At 36.5% G+C, this 13,019-nt stretch carries 9 protein-coding genes; 1 reads left to right on the top strand and 8 read right to left on the bottom strand.

The features are described from left to right. Positions 1–49 precede the first annotated feature (49 nt). From KO493_RS02345 to porU, 8 genes are all read right to left on the bottom strand, one after another. Entirely contained in the window at positions 50–700 is a 651-nt protein-coding gene (locus KO493_RS02345) for an HAD family hydrolase (RefSeq protein ID WP_216066326.1), read from the bottom strand. 57 nt (positions 701–757) lie between these two features. Then, on the bottom strand, positions 758–1,441 hold the full coding sequence (locus tag KO493_RS02350; protein ID WP_216066327.1) for an SDR family NAD(P)-dependent oxidoreductase: 684 nt from the start codon (positions 1,439–1,441) through the stop codon (positions 758–760). Then, positions 1,434–2,381 (bottom strand): M28 family metallopeptidase, encoded by a 948-nt coding sequence (locus tag KO493_RS02355; RefSeq protein WP_216066328.1) that lies wholly within the window; start codon positions 2,379–2,381, stop codon positions 1,434–1,436. The genes KO493_RS02350 and KO493_RS02355 overlap by 8 nt, the downstream gene beginning before the upstream one ends. Positions 2,382–2,464: 83 nt before the next feature. After that, the gene (locus tag KO493_RS02360) at positions 2,465–4,108 is read right to left on the bottom strand and encodes a pyruvate dehydrogenase complex dihydrolipoamide acetyltransferase (RefSeq protein WP_216066329.1); all 1,644 of its coding nucleotides are present in this window, start codon (positions 4,106–4,108) and stop codon (positions 2,465–2,467) included. A 3-nt stretch (positions 4,109–4,111) separates the two neighbouring features. Further along, positions 4,112–5,110, bottom strand: a complete 999-nt coding sequence (gene pdhA / locus KO493_RS02365) for a pyruvate dehydrogenase (acetyl-transferring) E1 component subunit alpha (protein ID WP_216066330.1) — start codon at positions 5,108–5,110, stop codon at positions 4,112–4,114. Between the two features lie 203 nt (positions 5,111–5,313). Next, positions 5,314–5,799, bottom strand: coding sequence for a cytidine deaminase (gene cdd, locus KO493_RS02370; RefSeq protein ID WP_216066331.1), 486 nt, complete (start codon positions 5,797–5,799; stop codon positions 5,314–5,316). Between the two features lie 115 nt (positions 5,800–5,914). Continuing rightward, positions 5,915–7,135, bottom strand: a complete 1,221-nt coding sequence (porV, locus tag KO493_RS02375; protein WP_216066332.1) for a type IX secretion system outer membrane channel protein PorV — start codon at positions 7,133–7,135, stop codon at positions 5,915–5,917. Positions 7,136–7,169: 34 nt separating this feature from the next. Then, the gene (gene porU, locus KO493_RS02380) at positions 7,170–11,054 is read right to left on the bottom strand and encodes a type IX secretion system sortase PorU (RefSeq protein ID WP_216066333.1); all 3,885 of its coding nucleotides are present in this window, start codon (positions 11,052–11,054) and stop codon (positions 7,170–7,172) included. A 264-nt stretch (positions 11,055–11,318) separates the two neighbouring features. Here porU and gldJ point away from each other — a divergent pair, with 264 nt between their 5' ends. Next, a complete protein-coding gene (gldJ, locus tag KO493_RS02385; protein WP_216066335.1) occupies positions 11,319–13,007 on the top strand; it encodes a gliding motility lipoprotein GldJ in 1,689 nt (562 codons plus the stop codon). Positions 13,008–13,019 lie beyond the last annotated feature (12 nt).

Here is a 13,019-nt window from a genome sequence, read left to right on the forward strand (position 1 = left end):
AGAATTCTTTTGAAGTCCTTTTTAATTTGTGAAGAGAAATTGATAAAACTTAAGCCCTTTCATTATTAATGAGGGCTAATAAGTCATCCATTTTAGAAAAAGTTTTAGTGGCAAGCGTTTGCAATTCGTTTTCTGGATCATGTGCGGTATAGCCAAAAACGTCGAACCCACCTGCTTTGGCTGCTCGAACTCCAGAGAGACTATCTTCAATTACCAAACATTCTTCCGGCTTGAACCCCATAGTCTTTGATGCCCATAAAAAAACTGCTGGGTCTGGCTTCCACTTTTCAAGGGCATAGCAGCTAAATATTTTACCTTCAAAGAAAGGTAACAGCCCTGCCAGACCAAGATTTAATCTTATTTTCGATTCAGGGCCACTAGAGGCCACACAAAATGGCCGGTTTAGATTTTCAATAACATCTCTAACGCCATCAACAGCCTCCATCTTTTTCTCGAAAGCCTCAAAACTACGAACACGATAAATATCCTCCAGATCATCAGGAAGCTTCCGTTGGGTTAAATCGGCAATCATTTGTTTACAGGCCACGAAAAAGCTGCCTTTAAAGTGTTTCATACCGTATTCTAAGTCAATGTTTGCACCGTATTCATTAGCAATGTCAACCAAAACTTGAATACTCGTGGGTTCGCTATCTACAAGAACACCATCGCAATCGAAAATGACACATTTGTATTTGCTCATAAAACAGTTTTAATTAGCTTATTAAGAAAATGAGTTAATAGTTCTATATCCGTTTATTTAAGGCGTAGAGCTAGAAACCTGTAGCATTTTTCCGTTATAATATTTGTTCCCATTTAAAGAAAAATCTAAAATATATTCAGCCATTTCTAGGGCTGTTGTTGGGGCTTGATAACCCGGAAAAGCTTCTTCTAGCATTTCGGTTTGTACGGCTCCTAAAGCCAAAACATTAAATGAAATACCAGATTCTTTATACTCTTCCGCTAATAATTCTGTTAAGGTAATTACTGCCGCTTTACTTGAACTGTAGGCTGCGAGCCCAGGAAATTTCATTGAGCCTTGCACGCCTCCCATGGAGCTAATAGTGACCACATGACTTTTAGCCTTCATAAAAGGCAATACCACCCGAGTTAATTCGGCAACACCATAAACATTCGTTTTATACACGCTTTCAAAATCAGCCATTGATAATTCTGAAAAAGGCTTGTTAACTAAAGCACCTGCGTTATTAATTAACACATCAACCTGTTTCCAGTTTTCATTAATGAAGTCTTCAACTTTCTTATAAGCATTACTATCGGCTAAATCAAATGAAAAGGCCAATACATTTTTTAAGTTTAAATCGGCAATCGGTTTTTCATTCCGCGAAAGCGCTAACACATGATGCCCTTGTTTAGCAAATAGTTGAACCAATTCGAAACCAATGCCTCGACTTGTTCCAGTAATTATAATATTTTTACTCATGTAATTTAATTTCTTTTGCTTCTGAATTAATCATCCCTTCAAGAGAAGGAAGCATTTTTTGAATGAATGTTGTCATATGCTCAAAATCTAAAGCTTCCACTTCGTCATCTACATGGTGGTAATAGTCAAAATTGGTAAAATCGAAGGTAGAAATAGCCTGTGCAGGCACCTTAAAAGCTTTATAAAACGGATAATTATCAGAACGCTTAAATAAATTATAAGCTTTGGCTTGGGGTAAAAAACCAATTAATTCTTCTTTAGCATAACTGTTTAGTTTATCAGCCATATTAGATTCTTTATACCCCGTAACATAGGCCATGATTTCACCTTCAGCTCTGGGCACCCCAATCATCTCAAAGTTAATCATGGTGTATAGATTAATTTTCATTTCTTTTAAACGCTTTGCTAAATGTTCCGATCCTTTCAAGCCCATTTCTTCAGCATCATAAAGTGTGAATAAAATACTGCGCTTATTAGATTTTGTTTGGGCAAAATATTTAGCCCATTCCATGACAGCAACGGTTCCTGAGGCGTCATCATTAGCTCCATTGGCAATTGTATCACCGTTTACAGCTTTTGCAGAACCAATGTGATCGTAATGCCCACCTAAAACCACAAATTCATTTTTCAATTTAGGATCCTGACCTTCGATGTAACCAACGACATTATAACCAACAAGATCTTTAAGGTTAAAGCTATCTCTATAAGTTTCGAAAAAAGGTTTTACGTGGTTATTTTCAAAAAAGGTCTCGATATAAACCGCTGCTTTTTCTAAACCTTCGGTTCCTGTTTTTCGGCCTTCTAAAGCATCCGAAGCGAGATAATTCATGCTTTTTTCAATACTTTCTTTTAAAGCAGAAGCTTCTGATTGATTTTGTGACTCCTGTGCACCACAGGTTAAAATAGGCAGTAAAAAGAGTAAATAGTAGATTTTTTTCATACTTTAAAGATAAAAAAAACCTGTTTCTTTTAACGGAAACAGGTTTTTATATTATAATTAGTCCTCTTAAGAGGAAATAACAATTATACTAACATCGTTACTGGGTTTTCAATAAATCCTTTTAATGTTTGAAGGAATTGAGCACCCGTTGCTCCATCAATCGTTCTGTGATCACATGCTAACGATAATTTCATGGTATGCCCCACTACAATTTGTCCGTTTTTAACCACTGGTTTCTCAACGATATTACCAACAGATAGAATCGCTGAATTAGGTTGGTTGATGATTGAAGTAAATGTATCAATACCAAACATACCTAAGTTAGAAACGGTGAACGTACTACCTTGCATATCATCTGGAGTCAGTTTTTTGTTTCTCGCTTTTCCTGCAAGTTCTTTAACAGCAGCACCAATTTGAGGTAAAGTTTGCTCGTTAGCAAATTTCACAACAGGAACTACTAAACCATCTGGAACGGCTACGGCAACACCAACATGTACGTGGTTGTTTAAACGCATTTTATCTGCGAACCATTGTGAGTTTACTTGAGGGTGTTGTTTTAATGCTAAAGCACAAGCTTTAACAACCATATCATTATAAGATATTTTTGTATCTGGTATCGAGTTGAATTGTGCACGGAATGCCATAGCATTTTCCATATCAAACTCTACATTTAAGTAATAGTGAGGTGCCGAGAATTTAGAATTCGTTAATGCTTTAGCAATCGCTTTACGCATTTGCGAGTTATCAACTTCGTCGTAATCTTCTTGACCAGCAGGAACAAATTTCCCAGCTGAAGCTGCAGAAGCTGCAGGTTCGTAATTCTCGATATCACGTTTAACGATACGACCATTTTCACCAGAACCTTGAACTTTAGTCAAGTTAATACCTTTATCTTCAGCTAATTTCTTAGCTAATGGAGACACATACACGCGTCCGTTTTCTGTAACCGGCGTTGGTGCTGGAGCTGATGCCTTTTTAGGAGCCGAAGCAGCTTTTGGTGCAGTTGCAGCAGCAGCCTTAGGCGCTTCCTTTTTAGGCGCTTCTGCTTTTGCAGGAGCACCAGCAGCAGTAAAATTAGCTGCAACTCCAGAAACATCTGTTCCTGCAGGGCCAATAATAGCTAATAATGAATCTACTTTTGCAGACTCACCTTCTTTTAATCCAATTTCTAATAAAGTACCAGACTGGAATGATTCAAACTCCATAGTCGCTTTATCGGTTTCAATTTCAGCTAAAATATCACCTTCATCAACCGAGTCACCAACTTTTTTCAGCCAAGTTGCAACAGTACCTTCTTCCATGGTATCACTTAAACGTGGCATAGTGACCACGATAACACCTTCTGGTAATGCAGCAGCTGCTGGAGCAGCCTCTTCAGCAGGAGCTTCTTCAGTTTCAGTTGAAGCTGCTTCTGCAGATTCTTCTTTAGCTTCATCAGCAGCAGGAGCTTCGCTTCCACCACCGTTTAATATTCCAGAAATATCTTCACCTTCATCACCAATAATAGCTAAAAGTTCATCTACTTTAGTAGTTTCACCTTCTTGAACACCAATATGAAGTAACGTTCCTTCGTTGAAAGATTCGAATTCCATGGTTGCTTTATCGGTTTCGATTTCAGCTAGAATATCACCTTCTTCAATTTTGTCTCCTACTTTTTTTAACCAAGCCGCTACCGTACCTTCTTCCATGGTATCGCTTAAACGCGGCATATTTACTACTATTGCCATAGTCTATATTTTATGTTGAATGAATGGATAATCTTCTTGTTCGTAAACCATATCGTAAAGCTGTTGCTTTTCTGGGTATGGAGACTCATCTGCAAATTTCTCACATTCTAAAACGCGTTCTTTAACACGTTTATCAATTTCTTTAATATCGTCTTCAGTTGCGTATTTCTTATCAAGAATAACATCTTTCACTTGCGTGATAGGGTCAATTTTCTTGTATTCTGCAACTTCGTCTTTTGTTCTATAATGTTGAGCATCACTCATTGAGTGTCCTCTATAACGGTACGTTTTTAACTCTAAAAAAGTTGGCCCGTCTCCACGACGCCCTCTTTGAATGGCTTCATCAAAAGCTTCAGCAACTTTAATTGGGTTCATACCATCAACTGGTCCACAAGGCATATCGTATCCTAAACCTAATTTCCAAATATCGGTATGATTTGCTGTACGTTCTACTGAAGTACCCATGGCATATCCGTTGTTTTCACAAACAAATATAACAGGCAGTTTCCATAACATAGCTAAGTTAAAAGCCTCATGAAGCGACCCTTGTCTTGCAGCACCGTCACCGAAACAACATAATGTAACGGCATCACTACCGTGATATTTATCTCCGAAAGCAATACCAGCACCTAAAGGAATTTGACCTCCTACAATACCGTGACCACCATAAAATCTAAATTCCTTAGAAAAGATATGCATAGACCCACCCATTCCTTGAGATGTTCCTGTAACTTTTCCGTATAACTCTGCCATAACACGTTTAGGATCTACGCCCATACCAATTGGTTGCACGTGATTACGATAAGCGGTAATCATTTTATCCTTACTTAAGTCCATAGCGTGTAAAGCACCGGCTAATACAGCTTCTTGACCGTTATATAAGTGAAGAAATCCTCTTACTTTCTGTTGAATGTATACTGCAGCTAGTTTGTCTTCAAACTTTCTCCAGAACAACATGTCTTCGTACCATTTGAGGTAAACCTCTTTTGTGATTTTTTGCATGGAATAATTTTATGATAATTTATAAGCGACTACAAAAGTAACACATTGTGCTGTAATGCGAAAACGCAATTTCACTAAAGTGCTAAAAAAATTGAAATATATAGTCTTAATTCGCTCCTTTGATTATTTGATAATTTTTTGACTATAATATCTATTTATTTCAAATTTCATCGTGAAAACGGTTACCAAAAGCGCTTTAATAGTTAAAAAAGAACTGATTTATCAAAAACAAAAGGCAGCAAATTCGATACAGATTCAGATTTTGCTATCGCCCCCATTTCACCCATAAAATATATAGCTATGGGTAGATCTTGCTTTAATTCGTACTCCACCATAGCTTGCCTACAAGCTCCACAAGGCGGAATTGGTTTATTGGTTGGACTAGTTTTGGCTGTTGCAGTAATAGCCATGGACACTACTTTCGCATTTGGATATTGAGATCCCGCATAATAAATAGCGGTGCGTTCGGCACAAAGCCCCGAGGGGTAGGAGGCATTCTCTTGGTTATTTCCAGTTATTACCTCACCGTTATCGAGTAATAAAGCAGCTCCTACTTGAAAATTAGAATACGGCGCATAAGCACGATTTCTCGCCGTAACCGCATTTATCATTAAGTCATACACATCACTCGGGAGCTCTGCTAAGCTTTCAAAAACAAATAACTTCGATTCTATTTTTACTTCTTTCATACAGCCTTATTAAATTATTAATCAATTTCGTACTACAAGTTAGGAAACTCTTAGAAACAAAAAAACTATTGCTTTCACAATAGTTTTTTTCGAAAAAATAAAACTTAATTTACTTTTAGTATTCAGTATATGTACCTGCTCCAATATTAAATGTTAGGGAGAAACGTAAAGTTCCTTCTAAAGGACTTTGCACTTGCGAAGTTGAAAACAAGTAAGACAAATCAACATTAACAACACTTGCTTTAAACCCAGCTCCTAAGGCCATAAATTGTCTCGCTCCTTTTTCTTCAGATTCATGAAAATACCCCGCTCTAAAAGCAAAAGCCTCTTGATAGGTGTATTCAGCACCTAACGCCCATGTAATTTCTTGCATTTCCTCTTTAAATCCTCCTGGCGCATCACCAAACGATTGGAACATACCTTTTAAGAAACCTACATCATCAGATTTCCCTTCGTAAATAACACCGTTAACCGGTGGAACTTCGGTCTCGTAATCGCCATCTCCATTTGTATCTTGGTATACCGTCCCCATAATTGGAGGGGTTGGCACCAACAATTTAGTAACCTCTGTTGTCACAGCAATTTTGTTATAATCATCAAAGATAAAATCAAATCCTCCTCCTAATCTTAAGTTCGTTGGTTGAAAATTTTCTTGTCCAGCTTCATCATATTTAAATTTCGGACCAATATTTTGAATGGCAAATCCACCACGCCATCTACCGTTAAAATCGGCATAAGCCACTTCTTCACTCTGATAATATCCAGAAATATCAACACCAAAGGTACTTGCTGGCGCTGTATCACTAGTTCCATCATTCAATTTTAAATTTGAATTTAAATAACGCATAGCAACCCCCATTGCAAAACGATCATTTAATCGTAATGAATACGCCGCATCTATGGCAAACTCATTAGGCCGTTGTGTATAAGGCGTTGTAAATTCATTATCTGTAAATTCAATATCTCCTAATGAAAAATACCTTAAACTTCCTGAAAACGAACTACGTTCATCTATTCTATTATAATAAGTTAAACTTCCTAAAAAAATATCATTCACCAATTTACCTAAATAGGGCGTATAACTTACGCCAATTCCAGACTTGGTTTCTGCAAATGCATATTTTGAAGTATTCCATTGTTGTGAAAATGCATCCACAGAGGTGGCAACCCCCATATCACCCATACCTGCTGATCGGGCATCTGATGCAATAAGTAAAAATGGCACCCCAGTAGTAATAACTCTAGAGTCGTGACTATTAGGTTTTATAGTAGTATTTTGGGCTTCTAATTTAAAAATAAAAGCAAAAGCTATTAATAGCAATATTCTATTCTTCATGAAATATGGTTTAGTTAGCAAATATAAATTTTTCTTACAGTATTACAAGTTTCTCAATTTTTTCGACAGTTTTATTTAATAATTCCGAATGTACTTTTAGTTTATACACATAAACACCTTTTCCTATTTTACTCCCAAAATCATCTCTACCGTCCCAGACAATATCTCTAGACAACGAGCTATTCACCACTGCGCCGCCAGAAGTACTTCCGTTTAAAGTTCTTACCAGCTTCCCAGACACGGTAAAGATCTGTATAGAAACGCTCAAAGACTCCGAACTATTGTGGTTAAACCAAAATTCTGTGTAATCTACGAATGGATTTGGATAATTTAGTACGTTATTTATAACCAATTCCTGATTTTCGTTAAAAACCATGAATTGAATTTCTGAAACCGAAGAATTATTATAAACATCCCAAGCCTTAAGGGTTAAGGTATGTAATCCTGGCTCTAAATCTCTTAATGGAAAACTCACAATACCTCTTGTATAATCATCAACTTCAGTTTGATAATAATCGTTAAGAATTATTGGATTTTTTTCATCACCATCAAGTATAGCAACAATATCATGACCAACACCACTAGACGTATTCACCCCATTAGCATCTTCTAGCTTAACTAATAAGGTAGGCGATTCATTAGTGATACCTCCTGACACGAAGTTTTCATCATTCATGTATAAATTAATCACTGGCCCCACATTGTCTTCAGCAGCATTTTCATTTAAACCACCAATTTTAACTGTATTCACACTAGCTCCTGCTTGATCAAGTGTTAAGTCTTCATTTTTCGAATAAAAACTTACCCTACCATAACCAACTGGAATTCCAATATCTTTAGGCACTACAAAATCAAACTCAAATTGTCCATTTGAGACAGAAGCCTGCCCTCGGAATATAATTTCACCTAGGGTTTTAAAATCTAATATAACCAGCTTCCCGTTTAAATACTGCCCATCATTACCTAAAGTGCTTCTTTCAATGTACTTATCGTAAATCGTTGTAGAAAGTATACCTGAATAATTATTCAATACATTCCCCGAACCATCGATAACCTCTCCGGCCAGTTTCACTTTACTTAAGGCTTTTATGGTATCTGTAGACTGCGCTAATGGCACATCATTAATTTTAGTCAACCTAATGCTAGGTTTGGGAAAGCTCAATTTCATCGCAGGGTCTCCTATAAAAAACACCAATCTACGCTGACTATTATTTGACACCGCAGGATCTGCCTTTGCCAATCTCAAAGCTTCGGCCATAGAAGGATATTCATTATCATCGTAAGTATCATTATTACTATATGAAAACAAATATTGCCCCAATATATTATTGAAATTAATGGCGAAACTCACATAAATCTGACGGGTTGTGGTTATTAAACCAATGGCTCCGGCTTGTTTGTTCCAAAATGTAAATTCACCAGCAGTTTCACGATATGGGTTATCAAACCGTGTAAACTCACAAGTAACGGTTACAAAACAATTTAGTTTATTATAATTTTTAAAATTTTCAATATCTGGTTTAGTCAGAATACGTTCTTGAGCCAATCCATCTTCTCCACCGTGACCAAAATAATTAACAACTAAAGCACCATTATCAACGGCATTTGAAATTGCTGTATTTACGGTAGGATACCTATTACCTCCAGCAGAAGTTTCTTGCAAATAAGAATCGGAGTGAATTTTAACAACATTGATAAATGGCTTTTTTTCGGCAACTACATTTCCAATGCTATCGGTGGTCTCTTGTAGCACCCCTTCCCAACTAGCATCAACATCATCTGAAATAACAACAAAATTATTACGCCAGCTTCCAAAAGATTCTTTTTCGTAATAATAAGCAATTTTATCAACCAAGTCTTTTGCACGCTGTTGAGAATCTGCAATGATCCTACCCACGGCAATATCTAACATTTCTGTAGACCCCATATCGCCTTCATTATCATCCATCATTCCATAAAAATCATCGGACACAAATGAATTTGTCAAACTAAAACTATTGTAAGAATACCAGGAAGGCACAATATTCGTGTTATTTGGAACTCGATCTTTATAATCAAAAGATCCATCACCAAATAAGCATAGATATTTTATTCGCTTATCTGGTGCACTAGCATTATCATAAACATATTTTACCACATTTCTAATCGCACCAACATCTTGATTTCCTGTACTGAATTCTGCATAAATTTCATTCAACCCTAAAACCTTAACATTTAAGCCGTATTGATTGCGATTAATATCTGCCAAACGCTCGGCTTGATTCATCATATTATTAGGAGATACAATAATATAATCGATGTCCTGAAAAACGCCCTGTGCATTTTTAAAAATAGTGCCTTTAATATCTTGATTGACAACATTAGTTCTTGAATCCAATTTCGGCTCAAAAAAATCTGTAGGAGACATAGCAACATAAGTTTTCAAACTCCCTAATTGAGCTGTAAAACTAAACGTAGCATTGCCTTGCGTATTCTCAACATTTGAAACATTATACAAATCAGTAACATCCCAAACCTCAGAAACATTTGATGCATTCGCGATGTTGTACTGCCCAATTCCGGCCACCGAAGTCACCACACTATTTTTAAACTGAAATTGTTTACCAGAGAAGCTTAGAGCACTCATTGCCTCGATAGAAATATAATCTAAATACGCATCGATACTCGGGTTTCCTTGATTGTCAAAATTAAGTCCAACGGAAATTTTAGAATCATTTACAGCAACATTTCTATATAACGCACCACCAGAAGCTAAATTTGGACTTGAAACACCTCGTAAACTAATTGTTGAAACAGCAGCGCCATTTACACTAACATCGAAGGTACAGTTTGTATTATTGACCGCCCCTACTAGCACACTAAGTGTTATAGGCTCACTCGTTATTAAGTTTGGAAAATCAAACTCAAAAGTCTGATTGTTTTGAATATCAAATTTATCACCAAACCAACGCCTACCTAGGGCAATTAAATTGTAATCATCTACCTCATGAAACTGGTAGGACTCATAACTATCAATCATTAAATCTACAGGTCCTGAAGGTTGTGAAAAGGATTGAATTCGTTTACCGTCTCCTGCAGTCCCAACATTAATATAATAATAAGTCTTATCATTATAGCAATTAATATGTGTTCTGCTCTTAACATCAAACCCTTTTGGACCGCGCCCATAAAACAAAATATAATCCTGATCGTTAAAAACCCCGTCTTCTTCCCCAACAAACTTTATGGCATTTTCCGGAACATCGTAAGGGTAAGGCTCTGCATTCGAATAAGGGATCATCTGTCCGCCATGACCATACAATTTGACGGTTTTAGGATTAACAGAATTCACATCAACCCCTAGGCCCTGTAAAAAGTTTTTCGACAATTTGAAAACGCCAGTTGTATCGATATAAAACTTATACCATTTACCTGTACTTAAGGCTGAATTAGACAAACCTTTGGAGGAAACGTAACGCTTTACTTGCGAACGTCTATTTGAGGTAAAACCCTGTTTATAAACCAACTGAAATGATGTGATTTTTTTATAACGTCCATCGGCATCCTTAATAATAGGTTTTAATTGAAAAGAGAGATAGCGTTTATTTCTAGCCAAGGAATTCTTAAGCTGAAACTCTAATTTACTGGGTATCAAACTCACATCTAGATCATGTAATTCAGCGCCTGAAATATTTTGATAAACAATATTGGTCAACGCTGCTGATGCTTCATCAATTTGCACCGAACTCTCCCACTGATCCACAAAAAGAAGACCCTCTTCTGTATAAGTAAAATGCTCCTCATTAAAAGCAGGCAATTCTATTGAAAAACCAGCTCCAGAAAGCTTCGTTGAGCCCTGCCAAGAAATACTATATTTTTTCTGTTGGGCTAATAAAGAAACAGAAGTAAACAGTAATAGAAAGAAAATATTATTTTTCATTGATAAAATAACGTCATTAATAGTATGTTATTATTAAAGCAAATAACATTTTTAAAAAGTACTTCAAAAATACAATAATAAATTTGTTAAACCTTCGTTAACATAGCAGAAAACACAATGAAAAACGTCCAAAATCATCGTTGTAAGGCTAAAAAAACAGGACGAAATACATGATTTTTTAGTCAAAATGTAATTATTAGCTTGCGATATTCGGTTTAATTCTTATATTGCAGCACCAAAACATTATTTAGCTTACTTAAAAGTATGGATATGAAAAAAGTAGTCGTATGCAAAGTTTTAGCGGTTTTAGCACTTGCTATAGCTTCAACTAGTTGTTCAAAATCTTCGAGCTCAAAAAACAGTTCGCGAGCGACTGGATGGCAATTAAACTCCAAAGAGGGTGGCTTCCAGTATAATACAAATTTTAGAGAACAAGAAACTGCTCCTGGATTGGTTTTTATTGAAGGAGGAACCTTTACAAAAGGACGTGTTCAAGACGACGTGATGCACGACTGGAATAATAGCCCTAGTCAACAACATGTGCAATCTTTTTACATGGATGAAACCGAGGTTACCAATATGATGTACATGGAGTACTTAGACTGGTTAAAACGTGTTTACCCGCCATCGGAAGGAAACTTTAGAGCGATATATAATGGCGCTTTACCAGATACATTAGTTTGGAGAAACCGTTTAGGATTTAACGAAGTTATGACTAACAACTATTTACGTCACCCAGGTTATGGTGAATACCCTGTTGTTGGTGTAAGCTGGATTCAAGCGGTAGAATTTGCTAACTGGAGATCTGATCGTGTTAATGAGAAGAATCTTGAACAAGCAGGTTACTTGCAACGTGACTCAAAAACAACAGAAGTTACATCCGATCAAACATTTAGTACGGATACTTACATAAATGCACCATCTGCGACATATGGGGGTAATGAAGAAATTCATGATGGCCGAGCTAGAAGCAGAAATGCTAGAGTTGATGAAGAAGGTAATGAAACAGGAATCTATGCAACTCGTGAAACAGGAATCCTTTCTCCAAAATACAGACTTCCAACTGAAACAGAGTGGGAATATGCAGCCTTAGGTTTAAGTGAAATTAGAGATTATAACTTATACCGTGGACGTAAAAAATACCCATGGGATGGTCAATATACTCGATCAGGGAAACGTAAAATACGTGGTGATCAATTGGCTAACTTTAAACAAGGTAAAGGTGATTACGGTGGAATTGCTGGTTGGTCTGATGACGGTGCCGATATTACAAATGCTGTAAAATCTTATGATCCTAATGATTTTGGATTATACGATATGGCTGGAAATGTTGCCGAATGGGTTTCAGATGTTTACCGTCCAATTATTGATGATGAGTTTAACGATTTTAACTATTACCGTGGAAACATTTATACAAAAAATGCAATAAACGAAGATGGTACCGTAAAAGTTGTCACACCTGGAAACATTGTTTATGATACACTTTCAAACGGAAGAGTAATAGCTAGAGACTTGCCTGGAGAAATTTCTCAAGTGCCTGTTGATGAAAATGAAACATACTTAAGAACGAACTTTGATAGAAGTAATCATATCAATTATCGTGATGGTGATAAACGTTCTTCTCGTTATTTCGAAAGTTTTAATGATGATGATTTAGGTAAAAATCCTGATGCTGAAACAAGACAGATGTACAATTCTCCAAAGCACTCAATTTCTAGAGATTCTTTAGGTAACATTATTAGAGAATTTGATAAAGCATCGCACAGAACCTCTCTAATTAATGACGAAGTTCGCGTATACAAAGGAGGATCATGGAAAGACAGAGAGTACTGGTTAGACCCAGCTACAAGACGTTACTTCCCGCAAGATATGGCAACAGATTACATCGGATTTAGATGTGCAATGTCTAGAGTTGGATCGAAAAGTAAATCGAAAGCTAAAACTAAAAATTAAGCTTACTTTTAA

The sequence above is a fragment of the Pseudotamlana agarivorans genome, from assembly GCF_018860245.1.
Taxonomy (GTDB): domain Bacteria; phylum Bacteroidota; class Bacteroidia; order Flavobacteriales; family Flavobacteriaceae; genus Pseudotamlana; species Pseudotamlana agarivorans_A.

Excerpts from the sequence above, each read along its gene's own strand:
- KO493_RS02355 (WP_216066328.1), bottom strand. The coding sequence starts at position 2,381 with ATGAAAAAAATCTACTATTTACTCTTTTTACTGCCTATTTTAACCTGT.
- KO493_RS02350 (WP_216066327.1), bottom strand. The coding sequence starts at position 1,441 with ATGAGTAAAAATATTATAATTACTGGAACAAGTCGAGGCATTGGTTTC.
- KO493_RS02345 (WP_216066326.1), bottom strand. The coding sequence starts at position 700 with ATGAGCAAATACAAATGTGTCATTTTCGATTGCGATGGTGTTCTTGTA.
- cdd (WP_216066331.1), bottom strand. The coding sequence starts at position 5,799 with ATGAAAGAAGTAAAAATAGAATCGAAGTTATTTGTTTTTGAAAGCTTA.
- porU (WP_216066333.1), bottom strand. The coding sequence starts at position 11,054 with ATGAAAAATAATATTTTCTTTCTATTACTGTTTACTTCTGTTTCTTTA.
- pdhA (WP_216066330.1), bottom strand. The coding sequence starts at position 5,110 with ATGCAAAAAATCACAAAAGAGGTTTACCTCAAATGGTACGAAGACATG.
- KO493_RS02360 (WP_216066329.1), bottom strand. The coding sequence starts at position 4,108 with ATGGCAATAGTAGTAAATATGCCGCGTTTAAGCGATACCATGGAAGAA.
- porV (WP_216066332.1), bottom strand. The coding sequence starts at position 7,135 with ATGAAGAATAGAATATTGCTATTAATAGCTTTTGCTTTTATTTTTAAA.
- gldJ (WP_216066335.1), top strand. The coding sequence starts at position 11,319 with ATGGATATGAAAAAAGTAGTCGTATGCAAAGTTTTAGCGGTTTTAGCA.